This is a genomic window from Burkholderia sp. SJZ089 (genome assembly GCF_007828315.1).
Taxonomy (GTDB): domain Bacteria; phylum Pseudomonadota; class Gammaproteobacteria; order Burkholderiales; family Burkholderiaceae; genus Burkholderia; species Burkholderia gladioli.
Genome location: NZ_VIUM01000008.1, coordinates 1 through 15,765, shown reverse-complemented (window position 1 = coordinate 15,765; position 15,765 = coordinate 1). Strand labels below are relative to the sequence as shown.

The 15,765-nt window shown below is 68.4% G+C and carries 16 protein-coding genes and 1 pseudogene; 9 read left to right on the top strand and 8 right to left on the bottom strand.

All coding sequences use genetic code 11. The annotated features are described in order from the left end of the window. The first annotated feature begins 50 nt into the window (after positions 1-50). Together FB600_RS16350 and FB600_RS16345 are read left to right on the top strand one after the other, a co-directional pair. Complete coding sequence (locus tag FB600_RS16350; protein WP_145757081.1) at positions 51-1,517, top strand: cytochrome-c peroxidase; 1,467 nt, start codon at positions 51-53, stop codon at positions 1,515-1,517. Between the two features lie 83 nt (positions 1,518-1,600). After that, entirely contained in the window at positions 1,601-2,251 is a 651-nt protein-coding gene (locus FB600_RS16345; protein WP_096751760.1) for a hypothetical protein, read from the top strand. Positions 2,252-2,342: 91 nt separating this feature from the next. Here the strand turns inward: FB600_RS16345 and FB600_RS16340 are convergent, their stop codons facing one another. Both FB600_RS16340 and FB600_RS16335 read right to left on the bottom strand, forming a co-directional pair. Then, a complete protein-coding gene (locus FB600_RS16340; RefSeq protein ID WP_145757080.1) occupies positions 2,343-3,251 on the bottom strand; it encodes a 2OG-Fe(II) oxygenase in 909 nt (302 codons plus the stop codon). A 93-nt stretch (positions 3,252-3,344) separates the two neighbouring features. Continuing rightward, a complete protein-coding gene (locus tag FB600_RS16335) occupies positions 3,345-4,244 on the bottom strand; it encodes an NAD-dependent epimerase/dehydratase family protein (RefSeq protein WP_017919395.1) in 900 nt (299 codons plus the stop codon). A gap of 277 nt (positions 4,245-4,521) precedes the next feature. On the opposite strand from FB600_RS16335, the gene FB600_RS16330 reads away from it, so the two are divergent. The 4 genes from FB600_RS16330 to FB600_RS16315 all read left to right on the top strand — a co-directional run bounded on the left by FB600_RS16330 (position 4,522) and on the right by FB600_RS16315 (position 8,857). Next, on the top strand, positions 4,522-5,520 hold the full coding sequence (locus tag FB600_RS16330) for an ABC transporter permease (protein ID WP_013691262.1): 999 nt from the start codon (positions 4,522-4,524) through the stop codon (positions 5,518-5,520). Positions 5,521-5,568: 48 nt separating this feature from the next. Continuing rightward, the gene (locus FB600_RS16325) at positions 5,569-6,537 is read left to right on the top strand and encodes a sugar-binding protein (RefSeq protein ID WP_186467864.1); all 969 of its coding nucleotides are present in this window, start codon (positions 5,569-5,571) and stop codon (positions 6,535-6,537) included. 94 nt (positions 6,538-6,631) lie between these two features. Beyond that, complete coding sequence (locus FB600_RS16320; protein WP_096751763.1) at positions 6,632-8,134, top strand: sugar ABC transporter ATP-binding protein; 1,503 nt, start codon at positions 6,632-6,634, stop codon at positions 8,132-8,134. Positions 8,135-8,179: 45 nt separating this feature from the next. Further along, on the top strand, positions 8,180-8,857 hold the full coding sequence (locus FB600_RS16315) for an aspartate/glutamate racemase family protein (protein WP_105819271.1): 678 nt from the start codon (positions 8,180-8,182) through the stop codon (positions 8,855-8,857). Here the strand turns inward: FB600_RS16315 and FB600_RS16310 are convergent. Together FB600_RS16310 and FB600_RS16305 are read right to left on the bottom strand one after the other, a co-directional pair. Further along, positions 8,843-9,625 (bottom strand): Crp/Fnr family transcriptional regulator, encoded by a 783-nt coding sequence (locus tag FB600_RS16310; RefSeq protein ID WP_013691266.1) that lies wholly within the window; start codon positions 9,623-9,625, stop codon positions 8,843-8,845. The two genes, FB600_RS16315 and FB600_RS16310, sit on opposite strands and share 15 nt — an antisense overlap. A 310-nt stretch (positions 9,626-9,935) precedes the next feature. Next, complete coding sequence (locus tag FB600_RS16305; RefSeq protein ID WP_145757079.1) at positions 9,936-10,868, bottom strand: LysR family transcriptional regulator; 933 nt, start codon at positions 10,866-10,868, stop codon at positions 9,936-9,938. 109 nt (positions 10,869-10,977) lie between these two features. Between FB600_RS16305 and FB600_RS16300 the strand changes: the two genes are divergently transcribed. Then, on the top strand, positions 10,978-11,931 hold the full coding sequence (locus tag FB600_RS16300; protein ID WP_145757078.1) for an NAD-dependent epimerase/dehydratase family protein: 954 nt from the start codon (positions 10,978-10,980) through the stop codon (positions 11,929-11,931). Between the two features lie 54 nt (positions 11,932-11,985). On the opposite strand, the gene FB600_RS16295 is transcribed toward FB600_RS16300, so the two are convergent. After that, a complete protein-coding gene (locus FB600_RS16295) occupies positions 11,986-12,531 on the bottom strand; it encodes a hypothetical protein (protein ID WP_145757077.1) in 546 nt (181 codons plus the stop codon). A gap of 153 nt (positions 12,532-12,684) precedes the next feature. On the opposite strand from FB600_RS16295, the pseudogene FB600_RS16290 reads away from it, so the two are divergent. Continuing rightward, positions 12,685-12,894: pseudogene (locus tag FB600_RS16290) on the top strand (integrase core domain-containing protein); the annotation flags it as partial. Then, positions 12,800-13,594, top strand: a complete 795-nt coding sequence (locus FB600_RS16285) for a substrate-binding domain-containing protein (protein ID WP_267910791.1) — start codon at positions 12,800-12,802, stop codon at positions 13,592-13,594. The pseudogene FB600_RS16290 and the gene FB600_RS16285, both read left to right, overlap by 95 nt. Before the next feature lie 154 nt (positions 13,595-13,748). Here the strand turns inward: FB600_RS16285 and FB600_RS16280 are convergent, their stop codons facing one another. The 3 genes from FB600_RS16280 to FB600_RS16270 all read right to left on the bottom strand — a co-directional run. Continuing rightward, entirely contained in the window at positions 13,749-14,009 is a 261-nt protein-coding gene (locus FB600_RS16280) for an MbtH family NRPS accessory protein (protein WP_096751769.1), read from the bottom strand. 66 nt (positions 14,010-14,075) lie between these two features. Beyond that, entirely contained in the window at positions 14,076-15,392 is a 1,317-nt protein-coding gene (locus FB600_RS16275; protein ID WP_013699094.1) for a sulfate adenylyltransferase subunit 1, read from the bottom strand. Positions 15,393-15,414: 22 nt separating this feature from the next. Further along, a partial coding sequence (locus FB600_RS16270; protein WP_147238667.1) for a phosphoadenosine phosphosulfate reductase family protein occupies positions 15,415-15,765 on the bottom strand: 351 nt, incomplete at its 5' end.

The window sequence follows — 15,765 nt, the reverse complement described above, 5'->3', positions numbered from 1 at the left end:
GATCGCGCCGAACGACAAACCGAATGCCTGACCAGAAGAAGATAACCGCCATGCGCACGCTATCTCTTGCATTGATCTGTGTACTTACCGCGCTGCTGGCTGCCTGCGGCGACGACTCGTCCGGCGGCGGCGCCTCCGGCTCGTCGGGCGCCTCCGCGCCGGCCGGCGGCAGCAGCGCCGCGGCCTCGACGCTGAGCCCCAAGGCGCAGCTCGGCGAGAAGATCTTCTTCGACAAGACCCTGTCGGGCAACAAGAACATGGCCTGCGCGAGTTGCCACGATCCGGCCTATGCCTACGGGCCGCCGAACAGCCTGTCGGTGCAGCTCGGCTCCGATCCGTCGCAGGCCGGCGTGCGCGCGGTGCCCTCGCTGCGCTACAAGTCGATGACGCCGCCCTACAACGACAATGCCGACAACCCGGACGGCGTCACGCAGAACGCACCCGGCGGCGGCTTCATGTGGGACGGCCGCGCCACCTCGCTGGCGACCCAGGCGGGCCTGCCCCTGCTGAACCCGATCGAGATGAACAACAGCTCGCCGGACGCGGTGGTGAAGGCCGTGCAGAACGGCGCCTATGCCGCGCTGTTCCAGCAGGTCTACGGCAACGCGGTGTTCGGCGACACCACCAACGCCTTCAACGCGATCGGCGACGCGCTGCAGCAGTACCAGAACGAGGACGAATCCTTCGCCCCCTACTCGAGCAAGTTCGACCTCTACATCGGCAACAAGATCGGCGGCACGCTGACCGCCGCCGAGACGCACGGCCTGCAACTGTTCAACGACACCAGCAAGGGCGCCGGCTGCGCGGCCTGCCACTACGTGGGCGCGAACTTCAACGGCTCGACCGGGCTGATGACGGACTTCACCTACCAGGCGATCGGCGCGCCGCGCAACGACACCTCGATCCCCGGCAACCCGAACCCGATCCCGGCCGACGCGGACACGAGCTTCTTCGACATGGGCCTCTGCGGCCCCTACGCGACGCTGCACGTGCCCGGCACGGCATCGAGCGGCGCCGGCCCCGATTCGTTCACCGGCGTGAACGTGCCGGACCCGTACTGCGGCCGCTTCAAGGTGCCGACGCTGCGCAACGTGGCCACCCGCAACGCCTTCTTCCACAACGGCGTGTTCCACTCGCTGGTGCAGGTGGTCAACTTCTACAACACGCGCGACACCAACCCCGAGTACTGGTACCCGGCCACCGGCGGCACCGGCGCGGCCACCAGCAACCCGAGCTTCGCGCTGCAGCCGACCTACGTCGCCGGCGCCACCATCAACCGCTTCAACGACCTGCCGGCCGACTATCGCGGCAACATCGACGAGGAACTGCCGATGGGCCAGGGACAGACCGACGCGGGCGGCACCACCGCCGCCGACGGCGCCCAGGCGCGTACCTTCCACTCGGCGCCGCAGCTCTCGCAGAAGGACATCGCCGACCTGGTCTGCTTCATGAAGACGCTCAGCGACGGCTACCAGGCGCCGGCCACCGCGCCGAGCTCCGGCGACTGCGTGAACTGAGCACCTCCTGTCGCCCGGCCCGCCCGCTCGATGCGCGGCGGGCCGGGCCGCTTTTTCCCGACTTTCCGAACCGCTTGCCACTCATGATCCAACGTCTTTCCGCCGCCCTGCTCGCCGTGATGCTGTCCACCGCCGTCCACGCCAGCCCCAGCCCACAGGACGCCAGCCGCGAGAACTTCACGGCCGCCGTCAACGACTTCCTCGCCAAGCGCGGCCACCTCTGCCTGGGCAAGTACGACTGGCCGATCTACGTGACCGACGAGGACAAGGCCAGCCACAGCGCCGATTCGCTGCAACTGCCGGTGCTCGAGAAGCTCGGCATCGTGACGGGCAAGGATATGCTGGTGGACGGCCACGACCAGGGCAAGAAGCTGGTCGCGCATGCACGCCAGTATCAGTTGACGGCCGAAGGCCAGAAGTATTACCTGCACATTCCGGAAGTGACCGCAACCGCGATGACGCGCGTCACGCACCCGGCCGATTTCTGCGTGGCCACGCTCACGCTCGACAAGGTGGTGGGTTGGGAGAAGCCGGTGCAGCGCAACGGCGAGACCATGACCTCGGTGCTCTACACCTACAGGATCGATCCGGCGCCGTTCGCGAAGAACCCGGATTTCCTGCGCGTCTACCCGATGGTGCAGCGCGTGATCGAGGGCCAGGGCACGCAGCAGTTGCGTGAAGGCATGCACCTCACGCCGAAGGGCTGGGTCGCCGACGAGATCTTCCAGCGCTGAAGCCGGCCGGGCGGCGGCAAGGCGGGCCAGCGCGCCCGCCTCCCGCGCCTGCCCGCGCCTGCCGCGCGAGGCTGGCGGCGCAGGCGCCGCCTTACTTCATGCCCGGCTCGGCCGCGTCGATGCGCGGCACGAAGCGCCGCGTGCGGATCCACTTGGTGGCCACCCACTTGTCGCCCGAGCCGATCGGCGAACTCGCGTGCAGCGAGGCCGGGTCGGAACGCCCGCTGCCGTTGCCGTACTCGAAATAGAAGGCCTGGCCGCGCCGCGGCACCACCGAGCAGCCGACCTGCGGAAACAGCGTCTCGCCGCCGCTCTCGACATCGTTCAGGTACATCAGCAGGGTGCCGACGCGCTGCCCGCTGCGTGCGATCGATTCGGCATTGACCGGGTTGCCCGGCACGAGGTAGTCGACGTGCGGCGTCGATTCGGCGCCGGCCTCGTAATGCAGCATCTGCAGGCCCTCGCCGTTCTCGACCGGGAAGCCGGTCAGCGCGGCGATGCGCTGCTCGATGCGCGAGATCAGCGGGGTTTCGCCGAGGCGGAAGAACATGCCGTCGCTGCTGCGATGGCCGGCCACGATGTTGCGGCCGGTGACCGGATCGACCACCGTCGAGCGGTTCAGGCGCGGGCGCGCCAGCTCGATCAACTGCCTGCACTCGCCGGCGCTGAGGAAACCGTCGAGCAGCACCGCGGCGGGCCGTTGCAGGCGCAGCAGCACGCGTGTCTCGTGCTGGCCGAGCCGGATCAGCGGCCCTGCCGGCACGCGCAGCGCGGCGGGCTCGTAGCCGGCCCGCGCGCCGCCCACCTCCAGCTTGCCCGCCGGCAGCGGCGTGCCGTACATCAGCGCGGCGGTGACCGCCTCGACCATCGCGGCCGCCACCTCGGGCGCGCTCTGGTGCCCGACCAGCTCCTTGACGAGCGCCTGCGCGTCGACACCGCGCGTCAGGTTCTGCAGGATCCAGTCGCGCACCGGCGCGGGAAAATCAACCGTGATCGACATCGTCGGAAGGGGCGAAGGCTCGCCCGTAAAAAGTGTCGAGATTACGACAGCTTGTTGTCACGACGATGACGGCGGCGGCAGGACTCCCGCCCTTCAGGCGAAGCGCTTCACCTCCTCGCGCCACTGATGCCGCTGGCGCCAGCCGAGCAGGCGCTTGAGCTTCTCGTTGCTCAGCAGCGTCTCGAACTCGCCGATCGGCCGCTTGACCGGCACGCCGGGGTAATAGCGCTCCAGCAGCACGCGGCTCGGCAGGTCCGAGGACACGTCGTCGGCCGCCACGTTCATGATCTCGAAGCCGAGCCCGTCGGTCTCGATCGCGAGCCGGCAGGCCTCGGCCAGGTCGCGCCCGTCGATATAGCTCCAGGCGATGCGCTTGCGCAGCGCCGGGTCCTTCAGCCAGCCCGGGAATTTCGCGTAGTCCTCGGGGTCGAGCACGTTGCCGATCCGCAAGCAGTAGATGTCGGCGCCGGTGCGTGCCTGGAAGGCCTTGGCGGTCACCTCGTTGACCACCTTCGAGGTCGCGTAGCTGTCCATCGGATCGACCGGGTAGTCCTCGTCCAGCGGGAAATAGGCCGGATCGCGGTGGCGATGGGCGAACACCACGCCGTAGGTGGTCTCGCTGGAGGCCAGGATCACCTTGCGGATCCCCAGCTTCGCGGCCGCGTCGAGGATGTTGTAGGTACCCATCACGTTGATGCGGTACACCTCGTTGTCGGGCGTCACCATGATGCGGGGAATCGCGGCGAAGTGGACGATCGCGTCGATCGGCTTCGGCTCCAGGTCGTCGGCGAACTCCACCGGCGCCGTGCTCGAGGCCAGCGCGTTGAACACCTGGCCGGCATCGGTGATGTCGGTGATCAGCGTGCGCGCGGTGCGCTTGGCCATCGGCACGCGATCCAGGTTCATCACCTCATGGCCGTGCTCGACCAGGTTCTCGACCACCCATTTCCCGGCCAGGCCACTGCCGCCGGTCACTATCACGCGCTTCGTCATCTGCTGCTCTCCTTCAGATCGGGGTCACATGGCGAGCGCCCACGCGTTCGCCGCTTCGCCAATCTTAGCGACGGAAGCCGCCGCGAATCTGTGACGTCCGTCATAGCCCGGCCCGGCTTGTCGGGATCGTGCGCGGCCCGGCCCGCGCCTGGCGCCGCTCGCCTCCGGGACAACCCCGATCCGCTTGTATGACGGGCGTCACAGTTTCCCGTTCGGACCTGCTCGTATGCTTGCCGCATCGACGAACGACAGCCGTGCACGATCCAGGAGACCCGCGTTGAAAGCCATTCCCAGCCACCTCGACACCCATCGCGAAGCGCGCCTGCCGGCCCTGCTGCGCGCCTGCCTCGGGGTGCGCGAATTCAACATCCTCGCGGTGCTGATCGCGGTCGGCGTGCTGATCAGCCTGTTCTCGCCGTACTTCCTCACCACCAACAACCTGATGGGCGTGTTCCGCTCCTTCTCGCTCACGGCCATCATGGCGATCGGCATGATGCTGGTGATCGTGACGGGCGGCATCGACCTGTCGGTCGGCTCGGTGATGGGGCTGTCCTCGCTGGTCACCGCGCTGGCCTTCCAGCACGGCCTGGGCAGCCTCGCGGCGGTGGCGGCGGGACTGGTGACGGGCATGCTGGCCGGCGCCGTGAACGGCCTGCTGGTGACGCGCATCGAGCTGCCGCCCTTCATCGCCACGCTCGGCACGCTCAGCATCGGCCGCGGCCTGATGTACATCATCACCAAGGGCGTGCCCGTCACGCCGGACGTGCCCGACGGCTTCACCTTCCTCGGCCAGGGCTACCTCGGCTTCATCCCGTTCCCGGTGATCGTGATGGCCGCGCTGGCCGCCTGCTTCGCCGTGATCATGCGCCGAACCCGCTTCGGCCGGCACGTCTACGCCACCGGCGGCAACGAGACGGCCGCCCACCTGAGCGGCGTGCGCACGCGGCGCGTCAAGTTCCTGGTCTACCTGCTGTCGGGCACCATCGCGGCGCTGGCCGGCGTGATCAGCTTCTCGCGCTTCGTGTCGGCCGAGCCGGCCGCCGGCTTCGGCGCCGAGCTCGACGTGATCGCGGCCGCCGCGATCGGCGGCGCCAGCCTGTCGGGCGGCATCGGCAGCGTGGAAGGCGCGGTGATCGGCGCCGCGCTGGCCGGCATCATCGCCAACGGCGTGGTGCTGCTCAACATCGATACCTACGCACAACAAACCATCACCGGCTGCGTGATCCTGATCGCGGTCAGCATCGATATCTGGCGGCTGCGCCGCAAGGCGCGATGAGTTCGGTCGCGCGTCCCTGAACGTCCCTTCCCTCCTTCTCGACACACCATGAGCAAATCCGGTCTGCTTCGCACCACCCTGGCCAAGGGCCTGGGCATCCTTCTCGCGGCTTCCGCGCTGGGCGGCCTGGCCGCGCAGGCGGCCGCGGCCAAGGATGCGAAATCCATCTCGATCGCCGTGATCCCGAAGGTCGCCGTGCCTTTCTTCGACGACTGCAACACCGGCGCCAAGGGCGCGGCCGACAAGCTCGGCGTGCAGTACCAGTGGGTGGTGCCGCAGAACACCCAGGGCTCGACGCAGGTGCGCATCATCGAGGACCTGATGGCGCGGCACGTCGACGGCATCGCGATCTCGGTGAACGAGCCGAAGTCGGTCGAGAGCGTGATCCGGCAGGCGCAGCGCAACGGCATCAAGGTGCTGACCTACGATTCGGATTCGCCCAACAGCGGGCGCTCGATGTACATCGGCACCAGCAATGTCGCGGCCGGCGCGACCATGGGGGCCACCATGGCGCGCGCGATCGGCAACAGCGGCGAGGTGGCGATCATCACCGGCCAGCTCGGCGCCGTGAACCTCAACGAGCGCATCGCGGGCATCAAGCAGGAGCTGGCCAAGTATCCCGGCATCAGGATCGTCGAGACGCAGGGCACCGACGACGATCTCGCGCGCGGCGTCTCGGTGGTCGAGACCACGCTGCGCGCGCACCCGCAGTTGAAGGGTATCTTCGGCGTCAGCCAGGTGGGCGGCCCGGCCGTCGCCAAAGTGCTGGCCACGCGAGAGTTCGGCGCGCAGAAGGGCAAGCTCGAGGTACTGGCCTTCGACGACCTGCCCGATACCGTCAAGGGCGTGAAGGACGGCCTGATCCAGGGGATCATCGTGCAGCGGCCGGTGACCATGGGCCGCCTCGCGGTCGAGCACCTGTATGCGCAGATACAAGGCACCGAGGCCGGCGCCAAGGACATCGACACGGGCGTGACGGTGGTGACCAGGGACAACCTCGGCAGCTACAGCAAATGAACCCGATGCGAGCTCACGGGCAGCCGGGAAACACGAGGCACGCTGCGCGGGCGGCGGCCCGTGCCCGCCGCGAGCGCCTGGCGCGAGGCAGCCGATGACGCCCTACCTAGAAGTCAGCCGGATCTCGAAGACCTTCCCCGGCGTGCGCGCGCTCGACCAGGTGAGCCTGCACGTCTCGCGCGGCGAGGTGCTGGCGCTGGCCGGGGAGAACGGCGCCGGCAAGAGCACCCTGATGAAGATCCTGACCGGCGTGCTGCAGCCCGACGCGGGCGGCACGATCGCCGTCGAGGGCCGCCCGGTGGTGCTGGCCGACAGCCATCATGCGCGCGCGCTGGGCATCGGCATCATCTACCAGGAGCTGTCGGTGGTCGACAACCTGAGCATCGCCGAGAACATCTTCCTCGCCCGCGAACCGCTCAACCGCCTCGGCTTCGTCGATCGAGCGCGCATGAACCGCGAGGCAAGCGAGCTGCTGGCCGGCATCGGCATGACGATCGACCCGCGCCGGCTGGTGGGCGAGCTCAGCGTGGGCCAGAAGCAGATGGTGGAGATCGCCAAGGCCGTGTCCTGCCAGCCCCGCATCCTGATCATGGACGAGCCCACCGCCTCGCTGAGCCATCACGAGACGCGCCTGCTGCTCGAGCTGATCGCCAGGCTGCGCGCGCGGAAAATCGGCGTCGTCTATATCTCGCACCGGCTCGAGGAACTGTTCGAGCTGGCCGATCGCGTCACCGTGCTGCGCGACGGCAGCACCGTGGCCGACGCGCCGATGGCCGCGGTGGACCGGGCCTGGCTGGTGCGCAAGATGGTGGATCGCGAGCTGGACGAGCTCTACGCGAAATCGGCCTCGCATGCGACGCGCGAGGTGGTGCTCGAGGTCGAAGGCCTGACGATGCGCTCGCGCAAGGGCGCGCCCGGCTGGGTGCGCGACGTGTCGTTTCGCGTGCATCGCGGCGAGATCCTCGGCATCGCCGGGCTGGTGGGCGCCGGGCGCACCGAGATCATGGAGATGATCTTCGGCATGCGCCCCGCCTCGGGCGAGGTTCGCGTGGCGGGCAGGCCCGTCGCGATCCGCGGCCCGCACGACGCGATCGCGCACGGCATCGGCTTCGCCACCGAGGATCGCAAGGGCCAGGGCCTGGTGGCCGGCATGAGCATCCGCGAGAACTTCAGCCTCACGCATCTCGAATCCTATTCGCCCTGGCAGTTCGTCAGGCATGCCGAGGAAGCGCGGCGCTGCCGCGAGTTCGTGCGCGAGCTCGGCGTGAAGACGCCGTCGATCGAGCAGAAGGTGGTCAACCTGAGCGGCGGCAACCAGCAGAAGGTGGTGCTGGCGAAATGGCTGGCGCGCCGGCCGCGCCTGTTGATCGTCGACGAGCCCACGCGCGGCATCGACATCGGCGCCAAGGCCGAGGTGCACGCGCTACTGGCGCGCCTGGCCGAACAGGGGGTGGCGATCATCGCGATCTCCTCGGACCTGCAGGAAGTGCTGGCCATCAGCGACCGGATCCTGGTGGTGCGCGAAGGCCGCGTGACCGGCGATTTCGCGCGCGACGAGGCCAGCCAGGAACGGGTGATGGCGGCCGCCACGGCCTGAGCCACGCACCCCGCATATCGACCATTCAAGGGAATCGCAGACAACATGACCACCATCGTCGTCATCCACACCGGCCCCGTCACGGTGCAGCCGCTCAAGGACCAGTTCAGGCAGCAGCTTCCCGACGCGCGCATGATCAACATCGTCGACGACAGCCTGCTCAACGACGTGCGCGCCGCCGGCCACCTGACGCCGGCCGTCACCGCGCGCCTCTATACCTACATGGCGAACGCCCAGGCCATGGGCGCCGACTACATCCTGAACGCCTGCTCCTCGGTGGGCGAGGCGGTGGACGTGCTGCGCGGCATGATCGACACGCCGATCGCGAAGATCGACGAGGCGATGGCCGACGAGGCCAGCCGCATCGGGCCGCGCATCGGCGTGCTGGCCACCGTGCCGACCACGCTCGAGCCGACCGTGCGCCTGATCCGCAAGAAGGCGCAGCAGGCCGCGCGCGAGGCGCGCGTGGTGGAGCGCGTCGCCGAAGCCGCCTTCGAGGCGCTGCTGGCCGGCGACACCGTGGGCCACGACGCGATCCTCAAGCAGACCATCCTGGAACTGGCCGAGCAGGTGGACGTGATCGTGCTCGCGCAGGTGTCGATGGCGCGGCTGCAGCCTTCGCTCGGCACGCTGGGCGTGCCGGTGCTGTCCAGCGCCGCGAGCGGCGTGGCGGCGCTCAGGCAGGCGCTGGCCGGGCGCAAACGCGCCTCAAGCGTTGGCTGAGGTGGGCTTGATCTCGTCGCGATAGGCCGGCTTCGCCAGCGCGGCGCCGGCCGCGACCGGCGGCATGGCCGGCAGGTCCAGCTCGGGCAGGTGGCGCGAGACGAACAGCGGCGTGAGCACGATCTTGCGCTGGTGCGTGTCGACCAGGCCCTCGGCCTTCAGGTCGCTCAGGTGCCGGTTGACCGACTCGCGCGAGGTGCCGATGAAGTCCGCCAGCTTGTCCTGCGCGATCGGCAGGTCGATCAGCAGCGCGCCGCCGCTGCCCTCGTGGACGAAGGGGCTGCCGATCTGGCCGGCGAACATCGACAGGATGTTGACCAGGCGCTTGCGCACGTCGTGCAGCGAGAGGTTCTCGATCAGGCGCTGCGCCTCCTGCCAGCGCTGGTGGTGGCTGCGCAGCACGAAGCGGCTGATCACCGGGTAGCGATCGAGCAGGTCGCGGAAGTTCGCCTTGTTGATGTAGCAGATCCGGCAATCGGTGAGCGTCTGCGCGTAGTGCGAATAGCCGGCTTCGTTGAGCACGTCGCCGTCGCCGAAGATCATGCCGGCCTTGATGAAGGACAGCGTGATCTCCTGGCCGTCCTCGGTGATGCGGTAGAGCCGCAGGTGGCCGACCTTGAGCAGGTAGACGTAGTCGCTGCGTTCGTCGGGACGATAGACCACGGCGTTCTTGCGCAGCGCCCGATGATCGCTGAACGCGGGCATCACGTCTTCCAGGCAATTCTTTTCAATCAGCGAGAGAAGCTCGCTCTTTCCGACGAACCACATCGCATGTCTCCTTTCATGAGCGTCGTGTTCCCGACGCATGTCCTCATCGAATCCGGCGCGGCCCCGGCGGGCGATCGGGGGGCGGATCGGCGCGCCTCGCACCGGCCGGGCCGGCGGGGCTAGCGTAGCAAGAACAACGGCCCGCGCGCCAGCTTCGCATGACATCGCGATCCCGCGCGGCGCGGACGGCGCGGGGCGGCGAACTGACAGCCTGTAAGTGTCGGACCACGCTGCCGGGCCATGACGCATGATGCGCCAGGCCGCGAATTCCGGCAGGCTCGCCGGATCGCCGCCATGCGGCGCCGCCGGTTCAGGCCGTGCCGCGCGCGTAGCGGCCCAGGCCCTCGGCCAGCGCCGTGAACACCGCCATGCAGCGCGCGCTGCGCCGCAGGTCCTCGTGCATCGCCACCCAGGTATCCAGCGTCAGCGAGATCGCGCGCGGCAGCAGACGCACCAGCGCGGGATCGCGCGCGCCCAGCGCCACCTGGCACAGGCCGATGCCGAAACCGGCGCGGATCGCCGCCAGTTGCGCGAGATCGCTGTCGGTGCGCAGCGCGAAATCCTCGCGCGTGAGCGGCGCGATGCGGTGGCTCAGGGAACGCACGAAGGCCGTCTCGCGATCGAAGCCGATCAGCGTGTGACGCGACAGTTCGGCCATCGTGCGCGGCGTGCCGTGCCGCACGAGGTAGGACCGGTGCGCATGCAGGCCGATCTCGATGCTGCCGGCGCGGCGCACCAGCAGCGCGGCCTGCTCCGGCCGGAACATGCGCACGGCGATGTCGGCCTCGCGGTGCAGCAGGTCGTCGACGCGGTTCGACAGCATCAGCTCGATGCGCAGCGCCGGATGCGCCTCGCGCAGCGCGGCCAGCATCGGCGGCAGCACCTCGACGCTCACCACCTCGCTGGCGGTGATCCGCACCGTGCCGCGCACGCCGTCGCCATGGCCGCTCGCGGCGCGCCGCAGCGCGGCCGCCGAGGCGGCGATGGCCGCCGCGTGCGGCTGCAGCTCGCGCGCGGCGTCGGTGGGCGCGTAGCCGTCCACCGAGCGCGTGAACAGCGTGAGGCCCAGCGCGGCCTCCAGGCTCTCGACATGGCGGCCGACGGTGGGCTGGGCCAGGCCCATCGCGCGCCCCGCCGCCGACAGCGAGCCGGTGTCGAGCACCTGCAGGAAGCTGCGGTACCACTCCCAGTTGGGCTCGCGGCTTGCTGCCGGCCCCGCTTCAGCGTCGCTCATGATATGCATTTATGTATGGATGAGCCACGATATTAGCCAATTTTCATTCAGACACGGGAAGACCACACTGCAGGGCATCGAAGGCGGCAGCGGGCCGCCGACAACCAGGAGCCTTGATATGTCGAAAATCGCCCTGTTCGGCGCCGCCGGTGCCATCGGCCAGAGCATCGCCGCCGCGCTGCGCGCCTCGCAACGTCCCTATCGCGTGGTCGGCCGCAACGCGGCGGCCCTGCAAGCCGGCTTCGGCGACGACCCGCTCGCCGAGATCGCCACCTGGGATCCGGATGCGCCGGGCTCGATCGAGGCCGCCGCGGCGGGCATCGACATCCTGGTCTACCTGGTCGGCGTCAATTATTGGCAGTTCGAACTGCACCCTGCCCTGATGCGCAAGACCATCGACGGCGCGGTGGCGGCCGGCGTCAAGCGCATCATGCTGATCGGCACCGTCTATCCCTATGGACAGGCGCGGGCCAACCCGGTGCGCGAGGATCATCCGCGCGAGCCGCACACCTTCAAGGGCAGGATGCGCAAGGCGCAGGAGGATCTGCTGATGGAGGCGCACGCCGAGGGCCGCATCGAGGCGACCGTGCTGCGCCTGCCTGACTTCTACGGCCCGGGCGTGACGGCCAGCATGCTGCACGGCGCGATCCGCGCGGCCGTCGAGGGCGGCACCGCCGAGCTGCTGGGCCCGCTCGATCGCGACCACGAATTCGTGTTCGTGCCCGACGTGGGGCCGGTGGTGGAACGCTTGCTCGACACGCCCGCCGCCTATGGACGGATCTGGCACCTGGCCGGCGCGGGCACCACCAGCCAGCGCGTCCTGCTCGACGAGATCGAGCGGCAGACCGGCCGCAAGCTGAAGCTGCGCGTGGCGAACAAGACCATGCTGCGCGTGCTGGGGCTGTTCAGCCCGATGATGCGCGAGCTGGTGGAAATGAACTACCTGATGACGGAGCCGTTGATCCTCGACGACACGGCCTTGCAGAAGCTGATCGGGCCGATCCGCAAGACGCCGTATGCCGAGGGGATCCGGCTTTCGCTGGCGGCGCAGGCCGCGCGCGTGGCGGCCTGAAGCCTGCAAGCGCGTGCCTGGAACGGCCGGCACCGGCGCCGGCCGCCGGCGCGCTCACATCTTGCCGATGCCGGCCAGGATCGCCCCGCGCACCTGCTGCAGCGCGGAACGCGCGTTCGCGATCTCGGTATCGCGCGGCTTGTCGCCGGCGCCCTGGGTGATCTGCTTGAGCACCGCGGGATCGATCGCGGCATCGAACATCCGCTTGACGGCCAGTTCCGCGTACAGCTTGGCGTCGGTCACCAGCTTGGCGGCCTGCATCACCAACTCGTTGCGCTTGGCCTGGTCCTTCTCCGCGCCCAGATCGCGCCGGTGCTCGAGGACGAACACCAGGCTGCTCATCGATTGGGTGAAATCGCGGCTGGCCCGGCCGAAGGCGACCGAATGCGGATCGGAGCCGGTCACGATCCGGCCCCGGTTGACGGTGGTATCGAAGGCGCCGCCCGTCAGGCTGCGCTGCAAGGAGGCGACGCTGGCATGCAGCACGCGCCCCTCGCTGGTATCGCCGATCTTCGAGCGGCTCATCATGTCCGCCACGTCCCGGATTGCCTTGAGCAATCCGGCGGCGAACAGGTGGTCGCCACGCTTGCTGGTATTCATCGCCTCTGCTCTCTCTTCGTTGTTGTCGATGTTGCGGGCTCGCCCGGCGCGCGGTCGCCGGGGCTCCGTTACTGTAGGAGAAAATCGAGCAGGGCGAAAGCACCGGGCGTCCCGGCTTCAATCCTTGAGCGTGTCGAGGAAGGCCAGGGTCACTTTAACGGATCATTCCGGGACGAATGCTTGAACCTACATTGGTTCGAGACGTTGGGCGAAGCCAAAGCGATAATCGAGGCATGGCGGCGGGACTACAACGAGAGCCGCCCTCACTCTGCTCTCAAAGACTTGGCGCCGGCTGAATTCGCCCGTCAGCTGGCGCTTTTGCCGGGCCCCACCGGGCCCGAAACGCCGGAAAACGCGCGCTAGGTTTGGTACGAAATACCCAAGCGGATCACTGCCCCAGGCCGTCGCGGACATCGTGCTGTTCGATGCGGTGACCGGCATGAAGCGCCGGTTTCCAGAGCTCGACGTGCAGTTGCTCACCGACAGCAGCCCCAGGCTGCAGGAGCGGGTGGACGACGGACCGCTCGATGTCGCGATGCTGATACTGCCCTCGGGGGCGGCGCTGCCGGCCGGCTTGTCGGGTAGCCGGGTTGCCCGCTTCGACGTGAAAGTCGTGCAGAGCGCGGACCAGCCGCTGGTGGCCCGCAGGACCGACATGCATGCGCTGGCCGCCCACGGATGGATCCTCAATCCGGATGGCTGCGGTTATCGCGCGGCGCTGGAACGCGCCATGACGGACCAGGGACAGGTCGTCAGGCTGAGCATCAATACTTATGTCACCGACATGCAATTGCGACTGGTGGCCAGCCGCCTCGGCCTGGTGCCGATCGACGTGCTACGGGCCAGCAAATGGCACCGCAAGCTGAGCGCGGTGGAGCTCAGCAATTTCGCCCTGGTGATCGATGTCTGGCTGGCCCATCCACGCTATCCGGGAAATCTCCGGCAGGCCGTCGAGGTGCTTCGCGAATCGATCGCGGCGTCGTTCGACGGGCAGTCGGAGCGCAGTGCGAAAGACGCCGCGTCGAGGCGAGGGGCGCCCCGCCCTTCCAAGCACGAAACGTGATCAAATTGGCAGGCGGGGGATCGCGCCGATGCCGGAATCGATCACCCGGGGTGACGCACCTCTCGCTGGATGAATGCACGACCACCTCCGACCTCGCGATCGCCTATCACGCCACCGGCAGCTCGGCGGCGACGGAACGCCTGGTTGCGCTCTGTCAGGAACCGGCGCTCGGGGCGCTCGCCGAATAAGGACCTGCTTGAACGGCAAGGCCGGCCTCCGCGCCCGAATCCCGGCCGGGATGCTCGCGGCTCCCGGCGGGCGCCGCCTCCGTCCAGAGCCGCTCGATCCGCTGCAGGCAGGCCTGCTTGCTGGCTGACTCGCCGATTACCTCCCAACCAGCGGGCAGGTTCCTGCCGTCGAACCATACCGAATAATGCCCTTCGGTGTTTCGTGCGACGAAATACAAATCGTCCATGTGCGTTCTCCTGGAAAAGCCACGTGAAGCGATACACATCGCCGCGAGCGCGGCTAAACCGCTGACTCACGCCGAGTAGGCGCGAATCATCCCGGCGGCGACCGTGTGATGGGTCGCCTCGTCGATCAGCACGAACGCGCCCGTGCCCGGATGCGCATCGTAGGTATCGCAGACGATCGGCTTCTGCAGCGTCAGCGCCACCCGGCCGATGTCGTTCATCTTCAGGTCCTGGCGGTCGCTGGCGTGCGACAGCGTATGCACGTCCAGCACCTGCTTGACCGCGCCGATCTTGGTGAACACCGTGTTGGTGGTCTGCTTGAGCAGATACTTGCGTTGCGGGGACAACGGGGTTTCGTCGAACCAGCAGAGATCGGCCTCCAGCTTCCGGGCCGGCTCGATGCGCTGCGCGTTCGGCACGAACACGTCGCCGCGCGAGACGTCGACGTCCTCGGCGAGGCGGATCGTGACGGTCTGCCCCGCGAAGGCGGATTCTACCGCAGCCGTGCCGCCCGGCACCGGCGCGACGATCTCGGCCACGGTTGCCGTGCGGCCCGAGGGCAGCACCGCGATCTCGTCGCCCACCTTCACTTCGCCCGCCTCGACGCGGCCCATGTAGCCGCGGAAATCGTCGGCCGAGCTGCCGTCCTGGCGCGCCACCCACTGCACCGGGAAGCGCAGCGCCTCGCCGCCGTCGATCGCCACCGGCAGCGTCTCCAGCACGTCGAGCAACGGCTCGCCGGCGTACCAGGGCATGCTGTCCGAGAGCGTGACGATGTTGTCGCCCTTCAGGGCCGACACCGGCACGAAGCGCACGCCTTCCAGGCCGAGCTGCTGCGCGAGCACGACGTAGGCATCGCGGATCAGGTTGAAGGTCGCTTCCGAATACTCGACCAGATCCATCTTGTTGATCGCGACGATCACGTGCTGCAGGCCGAGCAGCTTGACGATCGCGCTGTGGCGCTTGGTCTGCGGCAGCAGTTGCGTGACGCCGCCCTCGACCGTGACGCGCGTGGCGTCCACCAGGATGATGGCCGCGTGAGCGGTGGAGGCGCCGGTCACCATGTTGCGCGTGTACTGCTCGTGGCCCGGCGTGTCGGCGATGATGAACTTGCGCTTGGCGGTGGCGAAGTAGCGGTAGGCCACGTCGATCGTGATGCCCTGCTCGCGCTCGGCTTCCAGGCCGTCGGTCAGCAGCGCGAGGTCGAGCTCGTCGCCGACGGTGCGCTTGTTCTTGGCGCGCGACAGCGCGGACAGCTGGTCCGACAACACGGCCTTGCTGTCGTACAGCAGGCGGCCGATCAGCGTGCTCTTGCCGTCGTCGACGCTGCCCGCCGTGATGAAGCGCAACACGCCGAGGTCTTCGTGGTTCTCGATGATGCTCATGATGTCTGTGTCCTCGCGTGCTTCAGAAATAACCTTGCTTCTTGCGCTGTTCCATCGCGGCCTCGGAGGTCTGGTCGTCCATCCGCGTGGCGCCGCGCTCGGTGATCTCGGTCACCGCGGTCTCGGCGATGATCTTCTCGACGTCGTCGGCATCGCTTTCCACCGGGCAGGTGCAGGAGATGTCGCCGACCGTGCGGAAGCGCACCTGGGCGGTTTCGCTGATCTCGCCCTCGCGCATCGGCGTGAGCGGCGTGACCGGCACCAGCAGGCCGTTGCGGCGCACGATCTCGCGCTGGTGCGCGTAGTAGATCGAGGGCAGTTCGAGCTGCTCGCGCGCGATGTATTGCCAGACGTCGAGCTCGGTCCAGTTCGA

Coding starts and splice junctions, on each gene's coding strand:
- FB600_RS16350 (WP_145757081.1), top strand. CDS start 51: ATGCGCACGCTATCTCTTGCATTGATCTGTGTACTTACCGCGCTGCTG.
- FB600_RS16345 (WP_096751760.1), top strand. CDS start 1,601: ATGATCCAACGTCTTTCCGCCGCCCTGCTCGCCGTGATGCTGTCCACC.
- FB600_RS16340 (WP_145757080.1), bottom strand. CDS start 3,251: ATGTCGATCACGGTTGATTTTCCCGCGCCGGTGCGCGACTGGATCCTG.
- FB600_RS16335 (WP_017919395.1), bottom strand. CDS start 4,244: ATGACGAAGCGCGTGATAGTGACCGGCGGCAGTGGCCTGGCCGGGAAA.
- FB600_RS16325 (WP_186467864.1), top strand. CDS start 5,569: ATGAGCAAATCCGGTCTGCTTCGCACCACCCTGGCCAAGGGCCTGGGC.
- FB600_RS16320 (WP_096751763.1), top strand. CDS start 6,632: ATGACGCCCTACCTAGAAGTCAGCCGGATCTCGAAGACCTTCCCCGGC.
- FB600_RS16315 (WP_105819271.1), top strand. CDS start 8,180: ATGACCACCATCGTCGTCATCCACACCGGCCCCGTCACGGTGCAGCCG.
- FB600_RS16310 (WP_013691266.1), bottom strand. CDS start 9,625: ATGTGGTTCGTCGGAAAGAGCGAGCTTCTCTCGCTGATTGAAAAGAAT.
- FB600_RS16305 (WP_145757079.1), bottom strand. CDS start 10,868: ATGCATATCATGAGCGACGCTGAAGCGGGGCCGGCAGCAAGCCGCGAG.
- FB600_RS16300 (WP_145757078.1), top strand. CDS start 10,978: ATGTCGAAAATCGCCCTGTTCGGCGCCGCCGGTGCCATCGGCCAGAGC.
- FB600_RS16295 (WP_145757077.1), bottom strand. CDS start 12,531: ATGAATACCAGCAAGCGTGGCGACCACCTGTTCGCCGCCGGATTGCTC.
- FB600_RS16280 (WP_096751769.1), bottom strand. CDS start 14,009: ATGGACGATTTGTATTTCGTCGCACGAAACACCGAAGGGCATTATTCG.
- FB600_RS16275 (WP_013699094.1), bottom strand. CDS start 15,392: ATGAGCATCATCGAGAACCACGAAGACCTCGGCGTGTTGCGCTTCATC.